17 protein-coding genes are annotated in these 20,896 nt (G+C 39.3%); 6 read left to right on the top strand and 11 right to left on the bottom strand.

The genetic code is table 11. The features are described from left to right. Positions 1-237: 237 nt before the first annotated feature. Complete coding sequence (ffh, locus tag MTN96_RS16110; RefSeq protein WP_008464738.1) at positions 238-1,617, bottom strand: signal recognition particle protein; 1,380 nt, start codon at positions 1,615-1,617, stop codon at positions 238-240. 223 nt (positions 1,618-1,840) lie between these two features. Here ffh and MTN96_RS16105 point away from each other — a divergent pair, with 223 nt between their 5' ends. Continuing rightward, entirely contained in the window at positions 1,841-2,647 is an 807-nt protein-coding gene (locus tag MTN96_RS16105; RefSeq protein WP_069440272.1) for an inner membrane protein YpjD, read from the top strand. Between the two features lie 61 nt (positions 2,648-2,708). Beyond that, positions 2,709-3,977, top strand: coding sequence for an HlyC/CorC family transporter (locus MTN96_RS16100; RefSeq protein ID WP_013464491.1), 1,269 nt, complete (start codon positions 2,709-2,711; stop codon positions 3,975-3,977). Between the two features lie 41 nt (positions 3,978-4,018). On the opposite strand, the gene MTN96_RS16095 is transcribed toward MTN96_RS16100, so the two are convergent. Together MTN96_RS16095 and gshA are read right to left on the bottom strand one after the other, a co-directional pair. Continuing rightward, on the bottom strand, positions 4,019-4,627 hold the full coding sequence (locus MTN96_RS16095) for a transglycosylase SLT domain-containing protein (RefSeq protein ID WP_013464490.1): 609 nt from the start codon (positions 4,625-4,627) through the stop codon (positions 4,019-4,021). A 435-nt stretch (positions 4,628-5,062) separates the two neighbouring features. Next, positions 5,063-6,640 (bottom strand): glutamate--cysteine ligase, encoded by a 1,578-nt coding sequence (gene gshA / locus MTN96_RS16090; RefSeq protein ID WP_069440342.1) that lies wholly within the window; start codon positions 6,638-6,640, stop codon positions 5,063-5,065. Between the two features lie 425 nt (positions 6,641-7,065). Here gshA and MTN96_RS16085 point away from each other — a divergent pair, with 425 nt between their 5' ends. Beyond that, positions 7,066-8,613, top strand: a complete 1,548-nt coding sequence (locus tag MTN96_RS16085) for a PAS domain-containing methyl-accepting chemotaxis protein (RefSeq protein WP_069440273.1) — start codon at positions 7,066-7,068, stop codon at positions 8,611-8,613. A 62-nt stretch (positions 8,614-8,675) separates the two neighbouring features. Here MTN96_RS16085 and clpB read toward each other — a convergent pair whose 3' ends face one another. The 3 genes from clpB to rluD all read right to left on the bottom strand — a co-directional run bounded on the left by clpB (position 8,676) and on the right by rluD (position 13,059). Further along, positions 8,676-11,252 carry an ATP-dependent chaperone ClpB gene (gene clpB, locus MTN96_RS16080; protein ID WP_036983227.1) on the bottom strand — a complete coding sequence of 859 codons (2,577 nt, stop codon included), beginning with the start codon at positions 11,250-11,252 and terminating at the stop codon, positions 8,676-8,678. A gap of 95 nt (positions 11,253-11,347) precedes the next feature. Continuing rightward, complete coding sequence (pgeF, locus tag MTN96_RS16075; RefSeq protein ID WP_069440274.1) at positions 11,348-12,079, bottom strand: peptidoglycan editing factor PgeF; 732 nt, start codon at positions 12,077-12,079, stop codon at positions 11,348-11,350. A 2-nt stretch (positions 12,080-12,081) separates the two neighbouring features. Beyond that, complete coding sequence (gene rluD, locus MTN96_RS16070) at positions 12,082-13,059, bottom strand: 23S rRNA pseudouridine(1911/1915/1917) synthase RluD (RefSeq protein WP_013464485.1); 978 nt, start codon at positions 13,057-13,059, stop codon at positions 12,082-12,084. A gap of 141 nt (positions 13,060-13,200) precedes the next feature. Here rluD and MTN96_RS16065 point away from each other — a divergent pair, with 141 nt between their 5' ends. Next, positions 13,201-13,965 carry an outer membrane protein assembly factor BamD gene (locus MTN96_RS16065; RefSeq protein ID WP_013464484.1) on the top strand — a complete coding sequence of 255 codons (765 nt, stop codon included), beginning with the start codon at positions 13,201-13,203 and terminating at the stop codon, positions 13,963-13,965. Between the two features lie 55 nt (positions 13,966-14,020). On the opposite strand, the gene MTN96_RS16060 is transcribed toward MTN96_RS16065, so the two are convergent. Next, positions 14,021-14,359 (bottom strand): P-II family nitrogen regulator, encoded by a 339-nt coding sequence (locus tag MTN96_RS16060; RefSeq protein ID WP_013464483.1) that lies wholly within the window; start codon positions 14,357-14,359, stop codon positions 14,021-14,023. Between the two features lie 160 nt (positions 14,360-14,519). Here MTN96_RS16060 and MTN96_RS16055 point away from each other — a divergent pair, with 160 nt between their 5' ends. Both MTN96_RS16055 and MTN96_RS16050 read left to right on the top strand, forming a co-directional pair. Further along, the gene (locus tag MTN96_RS16055; protein ID WP_069440275.1) at positions 14,520-15,089 is read left to right on the top strand and encodes a GspH/FimT family pseudopilin; all 570 of its coding nucleotides are present in this window, start codon (positions 14,520-14,522) and stop codon (positions 15,087-15,089) included. A gap of 79 nt (positions 15,090-15,168) precedes the next feature. Then, the gene (locus MTN96_RS16050) at positions 15,169-15,699 is read left to right on the top strand and encodes a GspH/FimT family pseudopilin (RefSeq protein ID WP_069440276.1); all 531 of its coding nucleotides are present in this window, start codon (positions 15,169-15,171) and stop codon (positions 15,697-15,699) included. A 6-nt stretch (positions 15,700-15,705) separates the two neighbouring features. Here MTN96_RS16050 and MTN96_RS16045 read toward each other — a convergent pair whose 3' ends face one another. Genes MTN96_RS16045 through MTN96_RS16030 form a run of 4 tightly spaced genes read right to left on the bottom strand, consistent with a single transcriptional unit; the run spans position 15,706 to position 20,896 of the window. Next, the gene (locus tag MTN96_RS16045) at positions 15,706-16,131 is read right to left on the bottom strand and encodes a type IV pilin protein (protein ID WP_069440343.1); all 426 of its coding nucleotides are present in this window, start codon (positions 16,129-16,131) and stop codon (positions 15,706-15,708) included. A gap of 16 nt (positions 16,132-16,147) precedes the next feature. Continuing rightward, a complete protein-coding gene (locus MTN96_RS16040) occupies positions 16,148-19,366 on the bottom strand; it encodes a PilC/PilY family type IV pilus protein (protein ID WP_069440277.1) in 3,219 nt (1,072 codons plus the stop codon). A 1-nt stretch (position 19,367) separates the two neighbouring features. Beyond that, the gene (locus MTN96_RS16035) at positions 19,368-19,898 is read right to left on the bottom strand and encodes a pilus assembly protein PilX (protein WP_069440278.1); all 531 of its coding nucleotides are present in this window, start codon (positions 19,896-19,898) and stop codon (positions 19,368-19,370) included. After that, a complete protein-coding gene (locus tag MTN96_RS16030) occupies positions 19,886-20,896 on the bottom strand; it encodes a PilW family protein (protein WP_069440279.1) in 1,011 nt (336 codons plus the stop codon). The genes MTN96_RS16035 and MTN96_RS16030 overlap by 13 nt, the downstream gene beginning before the upstream one ends.

Below are 20,896 nucleotides of genomic sequence, written 5' to 3'. Positions count from 1 at the left end.
TTTTCATTAATAAGATTTACTCCCCAGTATGGGGAGCCGGTGAATTGTACGAGTTTTTAGCAACAATGCAAGTAAGAAGTGATGCAAAAAGCCAGTTTAGTAGATTAAACCGTGATCCAAGATGAAAAAGTATATGAATAAGCTATTCTGTGCATAGTTTATCCAACAATAAAGAGGCATTTTGCCTCTTTATTGATTACTTTTTATCTCGTATTGGAGGTATTGAAGGTTAAATTATTAAAATTTTGGACCACCGCCACCCATCATGCCAGGTGGTAGCATCCCTTTCATGCCACGCATCATTTTTTGCATGCCACCTTTACCTTTCATCTTCTTCATCATTTTTTGCATTTGCGTAAATTGCTTAAGCAGTTTATTGATCTCTTGTACTTGAGTACCAGAGCCCGCAGCAATACGCTTTTTACGCGAACCTTTGATGATTTCTGGGCGTGCACGCTCTTTTTTGGTCATAGAGCTAATAATCGCTTCCATTTGAATAAAGGTTTTATCACCCATTTGCCCTTTAACCGCATCTGGGATGTTTTGCATGCCAGGCAGTTTATCGAGCATCGACATCATGCCACCCATGTTTTTCATTTGCTTTAGTTGATCAGCAAAGTCATCCAGCGTAAAGCCATCACCTTTAAATACTTTTTGTGCTACTTTTGCCGCTTGTTCTTTGTCTACTTTCATCTCGACTTCTTCGATTAATGAAAGTACATCACCCATGCCTAAAATACGTGAAGCAATTCGGTCTGGGTGGAAAGGCTCAAGGGCATCAGTACGCTCACCCACACCCATAAACTTAATTGGCTTACCAGTAATATGACGAATAGATAAAGCAGCACCACCTCGGGCATCACCATCTGTTTTAGTCAGTATCACACCGGTCAGCGGTAAAGCTTCGTCAAATGCTTTTGCTGTATTTGCCGCATCTTGACCTGTCATTGCATCAACAACGAATAGCGTTTCGATTGGATTAATTGCATGATGCAAGGCTTTAATTTCATCCATCATGTCGCTATCAACATGCAAACGACCCGCAGTATCGACTAATACAACATCAATAAATTTCTTTTTCGCATGAGAAATGGCGGCAGTTGCAATATCAACTGGTTTTTGCGAAATATCACTTGGGAAAAATTCTACATCAACTTCTGTTGCTAAGGTTTCTAATTGCTTAATTGCTGCTGGACGATACACATCGGCACTCACCACTAGCACAGACTTCTTCTTGCGCTCTTTTAAAAACTTAGCCAGCTTACCTACACTGGTGGTTTTACCCGCACCTTGAAGACCAGCCATCATCACTACCGCCGGGGGCTGTGCGTTAAGGCTTAGCTCTTCGTTGGCTTCACCCATGGCTTTTTCAAGTTCTTCACGAACAATTTTTATAAATACTTGGCCAGGGCTCAAGCTTTTGGTGACTTCAACACCAACCGCACGCTCTTTAACTTGCTTTACAAACTCGCGAACAACAGGCAACGCCACATCGGCTTCTAAAAATGCCATTCGCACTTCACGAAGTGTATCTTTAATGTTGTCTTCAGTTAAGCGACCACGGCCACTAATATTTTTTAGGGTTTTACCTAATCGTTCTTGGAGGTTCTCAAACATGTAACGGTTCCGAAAAGACGTTTATATCAACTCTATTAATAAGGTCGATGTTATTAAAATTCAATTGAAAATAGTATACCGTAAATGGTGGCATACAATACAGTGCTGAAATGCTGCTTATTGAGTTTCTTTTTACAAGGTCTATGCATTTGCGTTGCTATAAAATACAATGCCCAGATAACGAACACGAATTATTTGACTTCAATTAAGTGGCCAAAGCAAAATGCTGATTATTAGTTTAACTATTATTGCCAGTTTATTTTATGTGTTAGCAACGTCTCACGTGCTTTCGCGATTGTTTCATCGTCAGGGACCAAGCCAAAAAATTACCATAATACTGAGCACTGTCGCTATTTTGGCGCATATGCTGCTTTTAGTAAACTCGGTGTTTAGAGTCGATGGCCAAGATTTAAGTATTGTTAATGTTGCATTACTGACTTGTTGGGTAATAGTGCTTTGTGTCACCACCGTCTCTTTAAAGTTCCCTGCAACACTGCTATTACCTGTTGTATACGGCTTTGCTGCCCTGTTAACTATTGCTAGCCTGTTTATTCCTCATCACATTTTACTTAATAGCATTAATGTAGAGCTTGCGTTAGTTGCGCATATTTCACTGTCGTTATTAGCCTACTGTACCTTAATTATTGCCACCCTTTACGGCGTACAATTTTACTTTATTGATAAACGTTTGAAACGTAAAGATTTAGCAATAGTACATAGCCATTTACCGCCACTAATGGTGGTAGAGCGTCAACTTTATCAACTATTAAATTTAGGCACAGTATTATTAAGCGTGGCGCTGATTACAGGGTTTGTATTTCTTGATGGCATGTTTGCCAAAGAGTTTATTCATAAAACAATCTTATCTTTAGTTGCTTGGGCTATTTTTGCTACGATTGCCGTTGGCCATATAAAACGAGGTTGGCGAGGGAAAATGGTGGTAGTGAGTATTATGATGGCCGCATTTACACTCACACTCGCTTATTTTGGCAGCCGTTTTATACAAGAAGTGATTCTAAATAAGTTTTAACTTGACTCTGAAAGCTCACTCTAGCTTAATACGCATTGGTTTATAAAAAAAGGATCCATCGTTGGACGACATATCGACAAGTACGCTGTTTATCATTTTAGGTTTATTAGTACTTTTTTCTGCTTACTTCTCCGGGTCAGAAACCGGAATCATGTCAATCAACCGTATTCGTTTACGACACCTCGCTAAAGAGAATCATCGTGCTGCGAAACGCGTTAGTAAATTACTCAGTCGACCTGACAGGTTGATAGGTCTTATCCTCATTGGCAATAACCTTGTCAATATTGCGGCTGCCCAAGTTGCCACCATTATTGGTATTCGTTTGTATGGTGATTTAGGTATTGCTATAGCAACAGGTGCATTAACACTTGTGGTGCTGATTTTTGCTGAGGTAACGCCAAAAACACTGGCCGCCCTCTATCCTGAGCGAGTCGCTTTTCCAAGTTCGGTGATACTCAAAGGGTTACTAAAAATTCTCTTCCCATTTGTTGTCGTTGTTAACTGGATGACCAATGGTATATTGCGCTTATTTGGTATTAGCGCTGCACAAATAGATGAGCACAGCATGAGTAAAGAAGAATTAAAAACCGTGCTAAATGAGTCGGGGGCGCTGATCCCCGCTCGTCATCAAAGTATGTTGACCTCTATTTTAGATTTAGAACAAGTTACCGTCGAAGATATTATGATCCCTCGCAATGAAATTGTGGCGATTGATATTAATGACGATTGGAAAATAATCAGTAAACAACTTACTCACGCTCAACATACTCGAGTGCTTTTATACCGCGACAATATTGATGATGCTGTTGGCTTTATTCACTCTCGTGATGCACTTCGCCTTTTAACTAAAGAGCAATTTGATAAGCCTTCGCTATTGCGTGCGGTACGTGAAATTTACTTTATCCCTGAGGGCACCTCGCTTAACACTCAGCTACTAAAATTTCAGTTATCAAAAGAACGTATTGGTATTGTTGTTGATGAATATGGCGACATTCAGGGCTTAGTCACTCTTGAAGATATTCTTGAAGAAGTTGTGGGTGATTTTACTACCACTCAAACTCGGACACCGAGTGAAGAAGTAACCACACAAAACGATGGCTCTTATATTGTCGACGGCGGTGCTAACGTTCGCGACTTAAATAAAGAAATGGGCTGGGAATTCCCATTAGACGGCCCTAAAACATTAAGTGGCTTGATTGTGGAGTACTTAGAAGATATCCCTGATGCTAATTTAAGTATTCGTATTGCAGGCTATCCGGTTGAAGTACTTGAGGTAAAAGAAAACATGATTAAACAAGTCAAAATTCAACCAAACAAACGTAAAAAATAAACCAATAAAAAAGGAGCCTACTGGCTCCTTTTTAATCTAATCTAAAAGAACAATCGCTCTAACCAACCTTTATCTAAATCATCTTCGCAGCGTCTTAGCTGTGCGCCATAACGGCTTGCCCGATGTTTTACTTTATTGGCAACGCTCATTAGCCATTTTTTCTTACGATAGGTGCCTCGTTTATAACCGCCCCATCCCTCATGATAATTTAAATACTGTGCGTAGGCGTCCCACTTAGACACACCATTAACTTTATGGGTTTTATAAACAAACCACGCCATAAAATCAATCGCATCTTCAAATTCGTCTCTGTCGGCGCCACTGTTACCTGTTTCACGAATATAATCAGACCAAGTAGGTGTTTTAGCTTGAGAATAGCCATAGGCATCGCTTGCACGACCAGTAGGAATTATCCATAAGAAGTATTCCATAGGCGGTGCTGCATCGTGGCGAAAAGAACTTTCTTGATACATCATACTCATTAACACATGTTTTGGGGAGCCCCACTTTTCCTGCGCGTCTTTGGCATCAAAATACCAGTCAGATTTCTCTTCGAAAATTTTACAAATATCTTCTGGTTGCTTTGGGGGAGCTGTTGCACACCCAGCTATAGTGAGCAACAAAGATAAGGTAATAATATTTTTTTTCATTTTTTAAGATCTCACTGAACTTTTTAAAAAAGTGTGGGTCTGAATCTATGAATGCAGCAGTACAGCATTGTTTCATCCCTAAAGAATATTTACGCAGCTACTATGAGCTGCGTTTTTTTTGCCTGCTACTTACTTGGGTCTGTTGACCTTTCAAGGTTAAATTTTCAGCAGCTTGTTTGGTATTTAGGCAAGGCAAAGCCTATGTGGTGTGGTTATTCCCCATAAACAGGCGATAACGCAGCATCAATGCCAAACAGGTGCTACCCTTCGGGTTCTGCCTAGGAGCGATTCACTCTTTGTTGCCTACATGGATGTAGGTAAGGGGCGTGAGCAGGACGCGGAAGCTTTGCTCGGTTTTTACTTAGCCCACTAGGTTACAAACCTCGCGCCGCGATTAAACCGCTCCTAGTTTGAACAAATTGTAATTTGAAAAGGTCAACAGACCCTGAAGTATGTATCTAAAAATGCAGTAAATGATTGTTTATCAGCTTGTTCAATTGCCTTTTGAGCTTGGTACGACTCTGCAGCTTGTTGCTCTAGCCACGATTTTGAAAATTCAGTATAACTTGCTGTTTCATGGCTTTGTTTGTACTTCTGAGCAAGTGAGAGTGCAAAGTGGCCATTATCTAACCCTGATGCTTTTAACTGCTCAACATAACGACCAGAATACGTTAATGCCGGATCATGAATCCAAGTCGCCATGCGCTTAATGGTGTTTGAGTAGTAGTCAACATCGTAAGCCGTATCCATCCACTGAGCAACATCACTCAACTGACTAAATATTTCATCACCCCAAGATTCTAGGCTGCGCTGCTCATTATTAAAATTAAGCATCAAGCCTTGTTCTCGACCTTGGTTAACCACAGTATCAAGATTTTCAGTGCTACGAGTTTGCTCTTTCCAATCCATAGGCGCTGAATCTTTTAATAAACAATAAGTTAAAAACACATCTAAAAAGTGTATTTGCTCTAAGTCAATGCCAACTTCACTAAACGGGTTAACATCCAATGCACGAATTTCAATATATTCTATACCCGCTCTTAGCAATGCATCGGTGGGCGTTTCACCATTTTTTGCATTACGTTTAGGACGAATTGGCGAGTAAAACTCGTTCTCTATTTGCAAAATGTTTTTATTTAATTGCTTTGGCGTAGCACTAGTGTAATCGTCAATACTGCCGTAAATATCTGAAGGCGTATTTATGGCTTTTTTAAGTCCTGCGACATATTCATCTAATGAGTTATACATTACTCGTAATGACGATTGTGCGCTATTGGTATAGCCTAAGTTGCCTAAACGCAATGCGGTACCCACTTCCAAATATAAAGTGCCTTTACCGAGTTTTTTAAACGGTAAATCGCTTTTACGCCCTTGTAAAAAAGAGCTACATAATGCCGGCGATGCGCCAAACATGTAACTAATTAACCACAGTTCACGTTTAAAGTTACGAATTAACGCCAAGTAACTATCCGATATAAAATCTTCAAGTTTCGCATTACTTTGCTTTAATGAATGCAGTGACTGCCATAGCGTTTGTGGAAAAGAAATATTGAAATGTACGCCAGCAATCGCTTGCATCATACTGCCGTAGCGGTTCTTCAAGCCTTCGCGATATAGGGTTTTCATTTTACCGACATTAGAGTCGCCAAATTGTGCCAATACAATATCGTCTTGATGATTTATAAAGCACGGCATACTAATTGGCCACAACAATTCATCGCCCATATGTTCTAGGGTGAACTTTTGTAAATCTTTTAGCTGCTGTAAGGTTTGCGTTGATGACTCGCTAACCGGTGTAATGAACTCAAGTAAAGATTCAGAAAAATCAGTGGTAATATGCCCATTGGTGAGCGCACAGCCCACCCCTTGAGGATGAGCCTGTTTTGAAATGGAACCATCGTGATTAATTCTTAATGATTCTCTCTCAATACCGCGCATAATGCCTTTAATAGCCTGTTGATTATCTGCATTAGATAGCGCGTTGAGCGTGTTCTTTAAATTATAAGTTGTCAAAAAAAGTTTCCTCGAGCCAAGTGGCTTAATCATAAGGTTATGGGGTCTTTTTACCTTTACTCAAGATTAAACGATGAAAAAACTATATGAATTTATTAGATATAGTTTTTACTGGATTTTAAACACGCTTTGTTTCACGCTATAAAAGATAATCTTGCCATTGCCACCACGAATATACAATTTCTTTTACATATTATTTGCCATAATCCGCCGCTGACAACATGGCGTTTTAAAACGCTTTGACAAGATAGAATTAAACCCTAAAAGTTTGTCATAACTGAAAAATTCAATTACCCTTAATATTGATAAAGATCATATAAATATCAAAAAAATGTCTTATTCCTGCTATTTTACACATATCACTAACGTACATTAGTTTTAGTAATTACAATAGCCGCCACAATAAAGAATGATAAAGAGTCACTATGCGTCGTAATCAAAGCTTAATAGATGAAGAAGTTAACTTCGAAGAACACCAAGAGTTGGTTTCAACCACTGACTTACGCGGTGTTATTACTTATGCCAATCATGAGTTTTGTAGTATCGCAGGCTACGAGATGGATGAACTGATAAATAAAAATCACAATATCGTTCGCCACCCTGATATGCCAAAAGCTGCATTTAAAGAAATGTGGGACACCTTAAAACAAGGCCATTCGTGGCGTGGCGCAGTAAAAAACTTATGTAAAGACGGCCGCTATTATTGGGTTGATGCATTTGTAACGCCTATTTTTGAGCATGGCCAACTTATTGGTTATCAGTCTGTGCGAATAAAACTAGAGCAACGCGCAAAACGCAGAGCACAAAAGCTCTATGCCAAAATTAACGCTAATAAATCATTATTCAGCTGGCGCGAACGCACATCATTAAGACAAGGTTTGAGCATTGCGGGTATTTTAATTTGGTTAGCCAGTGTCGCAATGTGGGGCTCTCTTTCGCTTGCCGCGATTAACTTATTAGTATGTATTGTTATTTTAGTTTTAAATTATGATGAGCTGGTAATCACACCTGCAACCCTCAAACAACAAAAAAACCAAGCAGACTCTGTATCTCGTTATGTGTATAGTGGCTCGCACCCACACAGCATTAGTGATTATAGAGAGCAGATGCTCAGTGCTAAATTAAGAACGGTACTAGGGCGGGTAAAAGATTCAACCTTGAGTTTTAATACCATTGCCCAAGGGTTAGATCAACAATCGACGTTGACCGAGCAAGGTATTTCTTCTCAAGGCACTCAGCTAGAACAAATTGCTTCAGCCATGTCACAAATGAGTACCACGATTGGTGAAATCTCTAATAATACCAATAACACGGCTGATAAAGTGGGCATTACTTATCAAAGCTGCTCTGATATCAAGAATCATATTGCAGATAACAGTAAAATGGTGTCTGACTTAGCTGTACAAGTTGAGCAAGCGGCCGCCACAGCAACGGGGCTTGCCTCTGAAGCGGATAAAATTGGCCAAGTCATGAGTGAAATAGAAGGGATTGCTGAACAAACTAACTTATTGGCACTCAATGCGGCTATTGAAGCGGCACGCGCCGGTGAGCATGGGCGTGGTTTTGCAGTCGTTGCCGATGAAGTAAGAGCGCTGTCGTCACGAACTCAAAACGCCACGGCACAAATTCACAGCTCAATTAAAGAAATTCAAGATACCTTGTTTAGCTGGTCTAAAATCATGCAGAGCACAAAACAACAAGCCGATGACTGTGTTAATACAACAGGACAAACACAACAAGAGCTTGATAGTATTTTTATTCAAATTAGTGAAATTTCACAGCTCGCCACGGATATTTCAGCCGCAGCAGAACAGCAACAGGTTGTAAGTAAAGACATTGGTAGCAATGTTGAAAAGATTAAAGGCTTAGGGGATGACAATTTACAATTGAGTTTTAGCGTAGCACGTGGTGCGGCTGAACTAGTGGAAGGCTCAAGAAAAGTGAATGATTTATTACTGACTTTTAAAGTTTAACAAACGCCCTAAAATAGAAACAAAAAAGCCGCTGTGAACAGCGGCTTTTTGCTGTGCTCAGATTATCGACTCGTAAACACTAAGCCGTCTTCGTTAGCATCAATGACAATGATACAACCTGGTTGAAATTCATTATTAAGCAGTTTTTGTGCTAATGGATTTTCAATGGTTTGCTGTATTGCCCGTTTAAGTGGACGAGCGCCATAGACAGGATCAAAGCCACTGGCAGCAATTCGCTCAAGAGCAGCATCTGTCAACTCAAGTAAATACCCCATCTCTGTCAATCGTTGACGTAATTTGCTTAACTGAATATCTGCAATTTCTTTAATATGACTATGTGAAAGTGAGTGAAATACCACAGTTTCATCAATACGGTTAATGAACTCGGGTCTAAATTCATTATGTAAAACACCCATAACTTTTGCTTTAAGCTCGTCATAATCATTACTTCCCGCTTGCTCTTGAATGATATCTGAGCCCAAGTTGGAGGTCATAATGATAACCGTGTTTTTAAAATCAACCGTACGCCCTTGGCCATCCGTTAAACGACCGTCATCAAGGACTTGTAATAAAATATTAAACACATCTGGATGCGCTTTTTCTATTTCATCAAGCAAAATAACCGAATAAGGTTTACGACGAACAGCTTCGGTTAAATAACCACCTTCTTCGTAACCGACGTACCCTGGAGGCGCACCGACTAGACGTGCGACTGAGTGTTTTTCCATAAACTCAGACATATCTATACGCACCATGGCACTTTCGGTATCAAACATATAGCCCGCTAGTGCCTTGGTCAGTTCTGTTTTACCAACCCCTGTAGGCCCTAAAAATAAGAACGAGCCAATTGGACGATTGGGATCAGCAAGCCCTGCACGCGAACGACGAATGGCATTAGCCACCGCAACGACGGCCTCATCTTGACCAATGACTTTGTTATGTAACTGCTCTTCCATTTGTAATAGTTTTTCACGTTCACCTTGGAGCATACGCGCCACTGGGATCCCGGTCCAACGTGATAAAATTTCTGCAATTTCATCTTCGCCCACCTGATTTTTAAGCAAGCTCATTTCTTGCATTTCTGCTTGTGATGCTAAATCGAGTTTGCGCTCAAGCTCAGGTATACGTCCATATTGCAGTTCAGACATACGCTGCAAGTCACTTGCTCTGCGAGCCACTTCTAAATCAAGTCGTGCCTGCTCTAGCTCAGCTTTAATAACCTGCGTGCCTTGTAAAGACGCTTTTTCTGCATTCCATACTTCATCTAGTTCACGGTATTGCCCTTCAAGCTCAGTGATCAGCTCGAGCATTTCTGTACGGCGCTTTTGACTTGCTTCATCTTTCTCTTTGGCCAATGCGTTATCTTCAATTTTTAATTGGATAATGCGACGCTCTAATTTATCTAAAGCTTCTGGCTTTGAATCAATTTGCAAGCGAATAGAAGAGCCCGCTTCGTCAATTAAATCGATTGCTTTATCGGGTAATTGGCGATCACTAATATAACGATGCGATAACTGCGCTGCGGCAACGATTGCAGGGTCGGTGATCTCCACTGAATGGTGTAACTCGTAACGCTCTTTCAAGCCACGCAGAATAGCAATGGTGTCTTCTACTGAAGGTTCTTCTATTAATACCTTTTGGAACCGGCGCTCAAGCGCAGCATCTTTTTCAATGTATTTACGGTATTCATCTAAAGTGGTTGCGCCTACGCAATGGAGTTCACCGCGTGCTAAGGCAGGTTTTAACATGTTACCCGCATCCATAGCGCCATCACTTTTACCAGCACCAACAATGGTATGAATTTCATCAATAAATAAAATAACTTGGCCTTCTTCTTTAGCCAACTCATTAAGTACTGATTTTAAACGCTCTTCAAATTCACCTCGGTATTTTGCACCAGCAACTAATGCGCCTAAATCAAGTGATAATACGCGCTTGTTTTTTAAGCCCTCAGGCACTTCACCATTAATAATACGCTGTGCAAGCCCTTCAGCTATGGCTGTTTTACCCACCCCTGGCTCACCAATTAACACAGGGTTATTTTTGGAACGGCGTTGTAATACTTGTATAGTGCGGCGAATTTCATCATCACGACCGATTACAGGGTCAAGCTTACCTTGCTCTGCACGCTCAGTTAAATCGATGGTGTACTTTTCAAGTGCTTGACGTGTTTCTTCCGCATTAGGATCGTCAACTTTTTGACCACCACGAATCGCTTCAATTGCCGTTTCAACCTTACTCGCAGTAATGTTAAGTGCTTTAAAAACACTGCCAAGCGGGCCTTTATCTTCACACGCAACTAATACAAACAACTCACTTGAAATGTATTTATCTTTACGTTTTTGGGCGTACTTATCACATAAGTTTATCAGTGAAACCATGTTATTTGACAACTGTACATCGCCACCAACACCTTCCACTTTAAATAACTTTTCTATCTCTTGTGATAACTTAGTGTTGAGTTCATCAACGCTGATGCTCATTTGTGCAAATAGTGCACGCACACTTGAGCCGCTTTGTTTTAACAAAGCGTACATTAGATGCACAGGTTCAATAAATTGATGATCGCGACCTAGGGCTAATGATTGCGCATCTGAAAGCGCAGACTGAAATTTACTTGTAAATCTATCTAAACGCATGGGGGTTTACCTATAAAAAAAGAATTACTTAATAGATGGGTATATTAGCGGGTTTGTTCAAGGTATTAAGGGAAAAATAATCACCTAATGATTATTTACTTGCGCCAGATCAAACTTGCCATACGACCGGTTTGGCCATCGCGCCGATAAGAAAAAAACAAGTTAGCTTGAGAAACCGTGCAATGCTCACCCCCGCTAATGTTTATAACGCCCTGTTGATTAAGTAAAATAGTTGCTATTAGATAAATATCAGCTAAATACTTTTCATTATTTTGAGCTTTGAACGCGCTGTGCATTAGGGGGTTATTTGCTGTAAATAACTCGACTACCTCTTGACCGACATGAAATTGATTAGCCCCTATTGCAGGACCTAACCAAGCATGTATATTCGCCGAGGCATTTTTAAAACAAGCCAGCGCATTGTTTATCACCCCTTGCTCTAACCCTCGCCAACCGGCATGAATTGCGGCCACTTCTTGCCCGTCACTCGATGAGAGTAAAATAGGTAAACAATCAGCGGTCATTATGGCTAAAGGTTGATTGCGTAATTGCGTATATAACGCATCGCCTGTGAATATTTGATTGGGGTCAAATCGCTCATCCACTGTAATTACATCAGCGCTATGAACCTGATTTAACCAAATTGCCGGTTTAGGCAAATGAGCATTTACACGTGCTCTGTTATTTAATACATCTTGGCTGTTATCACCTACATGCAACCCTAAATTCAAACTACCGAATGGAGGCTGAGATACGCCCCCTTCACGTGTAGTACTCAATGTATCTACACCATGAAGAGATTGCCATGTAGCTGATAAGCCAAACATTGTTAACTCGCTATATCAGGGTTTGCTTTTGTGTCTTCGCGCAATGCTTGAGTCATTTGGACCATATCATCAGGGATAGGCGCTTGCCAGGTCATCATTTCACCGGTGATTGGATGCGCAATACTTAATTTAACGGCATGAAGCGCTTGGCGTTTAAAGCTACGCAGTAACTCAAATAACTCAGGCGTTGCCCCTTTTGGTGGACGAGGACGACCGCCATAAGATTGATCGCCAATTAATGGATGGTTTAAGTACGCCATATGCACACGAATTTGGTGTGTACGCCCTGTTTCAAGACGTAAACGCAAACGTGTATGGGCGCGGAATTTTTCGGCAACACGGTAATGCGTAATAGCTGGTTTACCCATTTCATGAACTGCCATATGCGTACGCTGCGTAGCATGACGACCAATTGGTTTTTCAACCATACCACCGGCTGTCATAGTGCCATTACATAACGCTTCATATTCACGTGTGAAGTTTTCGCGCTTTTGCAGTGCTTTAACTAAATGTGTTTGTGCCTGAATCGTTTTAGCGACAACCATTAAACCTGTTGTATCTTTGTCTAAACGATGCACAATACCCGCTCGTGGCACATTAATAATTTCTGGGTAGTAGTGTAATAAAGCATTTAACACCGTACCGTCAGGGTTACCTGCGCCAGGATGAACCACTAATCCCATTGGTTTGTTGATCACTAAAATATCATCGTCTTCATAAACGATGTTTAATTTGATATCTTGTGCTTCGTATTCACGAGGTGCTTCTATTGTTGTTTCAACAGCTACAACTTCACCACCGAGTAGTTTTTCACGCGGGGTGTTGAAAATTTCACCATCAACGGTGATTTTATCATCTAAAATCCACGTTTTTATCCGTGATCGTGAATAATCAGGGAACAATTGTGCTAATACTTGGTCTAGACGTTTACCACCTAAGTCTGTTGGGACCTCGGCTTGGAGAGATATTTGCTCTGACATTAGTAACTTTACCCAATTTACCAGTGCAAGCTTTGCTTGACTGGGTTAGAATCGCTTTTAATAAAAGCATAACATAATACGCATAGTTTACTCGGTTTTACCCACTTGGCCTAGCCGAAGACATCGAAGGTAACAAATAAAATGATAAATAAAATAGGGAAACGTGCATTCGCCATTGTTTTTTCAGTTTCAGTGCTTAGTTTAGGGGCCTGCTCGTCTGCACCTGACCAAGAAGATATTCAACGCGTACCCAACAGATCGGCACAAGCACTATACGAAGATGCAAAACAAACGCTTGATTCTGGTTTATACGCTCGTGCAATTGAATTATTAACGGCAATTGACTCTCGCTATCCGTTTGGTCCGTTTTCAAAACAAGTCCAAATGGATTTAGTGTATGCACATTACCAATCAGGTAATACAGAGCAAGCACTTGCTACAATCGACCGTTTTATTCGCTTAAACCCAAACCACAAAGATTTAGATTACATGTACTACATGCGTGGCTTGGTTAATATTAAGGCGGATAAAAATGCTTTCCAAGAATACTTTGGTGTAGACAGAGCCGACAGAGATGCTAAACGCACCCGTGTTGCTTATACCGACTTATCAACTCTAGTTAAACGTTTTCCAGAAAGTGATTATGCGCCAGAAGCAAAGCGTCGTTTAGTTTGGTTATTAAACCGCATGGCACGTTATGAGCTAAAAGTGGCAACTTACTATTACGAACGTGAAGCCTATTTAGCAGCCGCAAATCGCGGTAAATATGTGGTAGAGCACTACTCACAAAGTAGTTATCTTGATGCGGCACTCGCCATGATGGAAAAAAGTTACGAGAAGCTTGGCTTGACTGAACTAAGTCAGCATGCAGAGCAAACGCGTAAATTTAATAGCAGAAATAAATAACACGAAAAAGGCGCTAGTTATAAAATTAGCGCCTTTTTTTACGAGGTTTACTCGACTATATAGCCTCTTCATCCTCTTCTGCAGTACGAATTCGAACCACACGTTCTACGTCAGTGACAAATATTTTACCATCACCAATTTTGCCTGTTTGTGCTGTTTTAACAATAACATCAATAGCACGTTCTACGTCTTCATCACCGAGCACAATATCTAGTTTTACTTTAGGTAAAAAGTCAACCATGTACTCAGCACCACGGTATAGCTCTGTGTGGCCTTTTTGACGCCCAAACCCTTTTACTTCACTTACTGTCATACCCGTAATGCCTACATCAGATAATGCTTCACGCACATCATCGAGCTTAAACGGTTTAATGATTGCTTCTATTTTTTTCATAGTAATTACTTTTGAAAGCTTCAGTTGCCTCGATTTTAGACAATCATGAGGTTCATAGCAAACAAAGCGATTGAATTACGGTGATAAAACAATCTGTCATGCTATGATTATGCTAATAAAAATAGCTATACTAAAACAATAAGTAACCTACGGGATCAATATGAAAAAAATACAATACGGATTCACTTTACTAGAGCTGATGGTGACTGTGGCTATTGTAGGCATTATTGCCACAATTGCACTTTGGAATAGCAGCGATATGCTAGAAGAAAATAGAGCTGAGAACTTTTTGTTGGAGTTAAAAAGAAATATTAGCTATGCACGCTCTCAAGCAGCAAGTACAGATGAAATAGTCATTGTGTGTCCTGTTCCCAGTGCAAAAAATCTTGGCACTTCCAATCTCACATGTAAAAGTGGGTGGGGTTCAACTAATACTGTGATCTTATTTATAGATGCTAATAATAATGGTAGCTATGATACTGAGAATGATAGCCTACTACGCGTAATGTCGGATGTGTCTTCTAATGACAAAATAAAATTCACGGGTGATAGCTATCTTCGTTTTGATACTAGCGGACGAATTACAACAAATCTTATCGACCCAGAAGTTGATGAGTTGACCGGTTTTATTTATTGTCCTAATAGTGATAACAAAAGCAATAAAGCACTTAGCGTATCTGTCTCTGGTACAGCTTTTTATCTTGGTGATACTGACGAAACGTGCGACTAAAAAACATACAAACTTATCTTGTCATATTTGTATCATTTACTAGACTGAGTTAATCATTTATTAACTCAGGTCTTCAAGGATGAGATTATCAATATCAAAAAACAAGGGAGTGACACTTCTCGAATTAATGGTATCAATTGCTGTTGTCAGTGTAATCAGTCAATTATCGATGTGGTTTTATCCAGACTTCTTGGCTAAAAACCGATTAGATAACCATGTGAATCTGCTACACCGAAATATAAATTACGGCCGCCTTTACGCAATTGAAAATGCTACTTACGTCACGCTTTGCGCACTAAAAAACAGCCAATGCACAAAAGACGAATGGGATGGTCAAATGTCACTGTTTATCGACAAAGATAAATCAACGACTCTAGATGATGATGAACTACTCTTAAGCACTTTCGAGGATGTTCATGATGCTGATACTTTAGAGTATCCGCGCAACGCCATTACATTTCGTCCAGATGGTTCTTTAAATGGTTTTCAAAATGGGACTTTTATATATTGCCCCAATAGCAATAAAGCCAATCTCGAAGGATTGGCTTTATCTGTAAGTCAAACGGGTAGAATTCGCATCAAATCAACTGATAAATGCCAAGAAGAATAACCTTAATTACCTTCCCCAGCAGTAGTCAATATCTTCCCCGTCGTTTGTTTTAGCGCCTTTAGCACCTTTAAGACCTGTATCAGTTATGAAAAGCTCAGTGCAATCACCATCTCCTTTTACTGGCCCTGCCACAGGTTTTGCAATGATTGTAAAAGCATTCTTATTCGTCACTTTAATCGTTAATTCAAAATGTTTATTCTCGGTTTTGTCTTGCAACCCTAAATCAGTAAATGTCTCTGTATATTCCCTATTATCCACAAAATACTGCTCCTCCTTGTTTGCAGCATCTAACAATGCTGCAACTGCCTCTGCACGTGAGGCACGTTTTACATATTCTGTATAATTAGGCAGTGCTATTGAGGCTAAAATCCCTACAATAGCTACAGCTATCATTAGCTCAATCAAGGTAAAACCACGTTGTTTTTTTATCATTTCGGCCGCCTTAATCTTATTCGTTCTGTATATTTTCATTATTTTCTTCGCGTTTATATATATACGTTTGCTGTGTTTTAAAACCAAACCCTAATGTTTCATCTTTTACAAGTTGTATTTTATCGTCTACAACTTTTAATCCTGGCCCTGTAATTTCAAGTGGTTCCAGCGGGTTTTTAGCATTATCACCTTTTATGCCCGGTCCAATTAAATAGAATTGGCTTTTAGGTACTTTTGAAGAATCATCATCGCACTTTCCATTACCATCGCTATCGGCGCAAGTAGAACCAAAATAAAGCTGTGGTGTATCAGGTACTTCAGTACTAGTTGCAAACTTTAAATCATCATAAACTTTAGTACCGTAATGTAAATGAAAAGCATAAAGTGAGCCGCCGCCGCCACTGAGCGAGCATTGGTTTTTAGTCGATGACTCTGAAGCAGGTGTGAAAGATGTAAAATATGCAACGCCACCAATTACTGTTGCAGCCGCTAATGATTTTTCCCCTGCAGCTAATCTATATCGCCACCCTTTAAACTCTGCCCCAAGCTTTGCTTCTAATTCAATAAAGCCAGTTACGTTATTTAACGCCTTACCAAATGGATCATCATTCATTACCATTAAATTATCTGGTTTTATTACGTCTGGTTTTTTATCTGAAAATAATTGTGTAACTGTATTTTCATCTCTTATCATAAACAACTGATCTGCTGTTTCAGCATCATTAGGGTTTGTTCTTTTCCCACTGCCGATAACAATTGCATCAAATGGGGTGTCTAGTCTAGTGGTAACACCTCCCTTTATTGTCACTTTACTAAATAGCGTTCGTGCAACCATTGGTTTGTAAAAAAAACGCCTATCAACACTCCCGCCTAGCTCAGCCAATTTATGGTGATTAAAAGCTCCTTTCTTATCGCCCGGCATATCTATACGCCAGATATCACCTCCTGTATCTGCAGCATATATTCTGTCGATATAACCATCATAATCAGAATCTAGTAGAGTTATATCTGCAGCAATACTATGTTTTCCTTTAAAATTATTATTATCTAGTAATGACCAAAGCTTAGTACCTGTATTTGCGTCAACAATATAAATATTATTACCTACAGAGTCAGCCTCTGAGCTAGTATCTTTATTTGTGTCATAACCACCACCAAAAACCAGTACTGGTTTATCACCAAAAGCTTTTATAAATGCCACTTGCGGCTTTGACCAAGTTTGACCCAGTTTTGTGAAGTCTCCTTCACCGCCTTGAATTGTCCATTTTAACTTAGGGTTATCTGGGTCAGTAATATTAAAGCCGTAATAGTTTCTTCCACCACGTCGCATGCCAGCAAAAGCCCATACATTATCTCCTTTTGTCGCATCTACAATACCATCGTTAACGTTATCACTATTGAGACTTTCATTTTTGGAATACACGCTAATAGGCCCATCCATGCCATATTGCTTACCAGATTCTGCTTTTCTTAATGATTTAATTATTTTAAAAAGTACAGACGGTATAAACGCCCAACTTTCTTTAACTTCATTATTTACATCGTCATCTTTAAACATATGTAAAAAGCCAGCATTAGTACCAATCAGTATACGTATATCATTATTACCATAATCTATTGCTACAGGCCTAGAGTGTAAGGGATCACCAAAGATATCATTACGCTGTTCGCTTTCAGGATTCTTATTATCAACATCAACCCCACGCGCCCAATTAATCGTATTTTCAAGCTCAGACTTATCAATTAAGAAAGCACTAGCTGCCTGGCTTTCACCCATAGCATCAATAATACTGTCGGCCTTAAAAAAGCCGATATCCGTTAGCACTTTACGATCTTTATCCTTTATAGTTGCCAGCATTGCATTAACGCCACCATTTTTTACCGAATTACCATCTGCAGAATTATTAACAGACCAAAAGGTTTTTGCATCCTTACTAATTAATCCATCTTCATTGAGTGCTAACTTTAACGATGAATCAATAATTTTTCCGTCTGATACTTTTAATTTTTTTAAATTACCTCGCCAACGTGTACTTTTATCTGGATAAAACATAGCAAAATAGATTGCATCTCGACTTCGAGTTTGATCTACGTTATTACTGGCCACTGATGGAGAAATGAAAGTACTATTTTCTTCTCTAATTTGTGAAATTGTATTTTTAAGTGCAGAAGAAAGGGCTGCTGCTGATTTAGCTTCAAAATAACCCCCACCACCAACCTTAGCTGCTTCTTCTAAAAGTTTGAGCGCATTTTCACCCATTCCATCACCAAAACCTATAGTAAAAAGCCTACCCGTATCAATCACCTCAGAGGTCTGAGGATATAAATCAACAGATATAGTCTCTGTACCATATAAAATTTTGGCTAACGCTACTAAATAACTTTTATAGCTCCCAAATGAACTCGAATTAGCTCCAAATATACCTTTATATTCTTTATTTATACTTCCATCAGCTTCATCATCATTTTGAGGTTCACCGTCTGTTATAAGAATAATATTAATAGAGTTATCACAGCGCAGTGGAGTTCCTTGATCTTGTTTAAAAGGTGATATGTACTTGCTATTTTCATCAATGCTTTTATCTCTGCCGTTAACCCTTCTCGCAAACTTAAGATTTTGTCCTGTGATGTATAAATATGCCTCCCACAAAGTTTCTGTTAATGGAGTTGAACCATACGCAGGTAGCTCATTGATTTTATTAATCAGTATATTTTCATTTGCACCTATTCTAGCAAGCACATAGCCGCCACCGGGTTCATTACCTGCGTTATAATTAAAACGCATTAAACCAAAGTCAATATCACTGTTGTCATTTATTAAACCTTTTACAGCTCTTTTTGCAACCTCAAGCCTTGTCCCACCTTCAACTTCATCAACACAACTTGGTTGATAATTGGGGTTGTAACTACCTCCAATGTTTATGTAACATTGTTGATTATATTCACTATAGCTGCTTTTACTTTCATAGCACTGCCCTAGTTCCACATATACATCACGCCATAAAAGCCCAAAGAAGTAACTTTCTCTTTCCTTTATATAACATCGCTCTCTTGTGCCTGCTGATGTAACTTCCTCGTCCATACTTCCTGACGTATCAAAAATAAAAAGAACTCTTGGTTTTTCATCGAATTTTACATCTTTATTTACGTAAATCTCAATATCCTCAGCGTATGCATGCATATTAATTACTGATGTAAATAATAAAACTAGTGCTATATAAAGTTTAAATTTCATCTTAAATCCCCTTACCCGTACTGGCCATCTCTTGAGCTATACCAGTAACTATGGTTAGTTGATGTTTGCTTTTAGAGCCATATTCTATCGTAGTAGATACTTGAACCATATTGCACGAAACCCCGGCAGTATAACTATAGCTACGAGGGCAGTTAAGCTCTAAGGAACCATGATTCATGTTCGTCATTATGCTTTTCATATCGTTTCCTGCCTCTGTAATATCTTTCTCGAATTTATATTTTTTTTTGCCGTCACTATCAAACTTACCGGTATCTGTTTTTGTCTCATCTCGAGTAAGAAAAAAGTTACTACCAGCACCCTTTTTAGCTTCTGACGCAATCACTCTTAGCACTTCACCAATTAGTTGATTCTCTGCAACCTCGCGCTCTTGGGCTGCGTTGGTAATTTTAATATCAATCGTACTGCTACTCATTAATGTAACGGCAATACCGGTTACGGCTATTACCATTATTAATGCTGTGATAAGCACGACACCTTGCTGCTTAGTTGGTAAAGACTTTAGATTTTCCATAAATTACCTCCAACATTACTTAAACGAATAGTTGTAGTAAAAACTGTTCTTCTATAGTTATCATTAAAATTTAATTCTCGCTTTCCAGCTCCCTCACCTAAAGTATATTTTTGGTTTTTGAGTTTTATTCCTGGGTCTGGTTGAAGTGCACGGATTAATAAAAAAACTTGCACCGTTAATATACCTCTGCGGTTTTCCCATTCAGCAGCAGTAATTGTGCTGGGGCTTTTGTAAGTATCAACTCGACTGTCACTGTTCGTGTCTAATCCAAACAAAAAACGCATATTTTCGACTCCTTCCATTATCGTTTCAGAGGTCATTTTTCCATTAACTAATCGTTTTCGTCTTAATGCGGGAACTTTTATTTTTTGATTATTTACTAAATACTCTTCTTCTTTAATGTAATAAACATGATGACTGTATGGCCAAATAGTTGCATTGATATTTGTTGGGGTATGTTTACCGGTTACAAAACTTGCTTGTTCTTGTTCTGCGATAAAATAATTTATTTTATCGCTTGTTGTATTAGTGCCTGCAACAGCATCATATTGAGGATCACCTTGTAAAAACTTGAGCTGAAGAATATCGGTCTCTTTATCATTAGCAGGAATAATGCCATCGTTAATGCAATTTAGGTTATCTTTACTGGTAGTCGTTTTTGCATAAATAGTACGAAAATTACTACTACTGGTTAAATCTGGGAAGCTGCCGTTATTAGCTCCCTCTGAGCAATCACCGGCGACCCCTGTCGCGGTAACAGTTGTGTTTGCTGTAGTAAATGAATCATCATAATAAGTTCCCCAAAAGCCTACTTGCTCTATATCGCGTTGCATAATATTAATGGCTAAGCGGCCAGACTCTTGGAGTTCACCGATGCTCATCGTGTCTTTTGTGCTTATTTTCATGCTAATAAAAGTAAACATGACACCACCTAAAATCAAACCACCAATAAATAGTGAAATCATAACTTCTACAAGAGTAAACCCTTTTTGCTTCAT

The organism is Pseudoalteromonas sp. 2CM28B (assembly GCF_023161935.1).
Note: the sequence above shows the minus strand (reverse complement) of the source record. Positions and strands in the feature narration are given on the sequence as shown.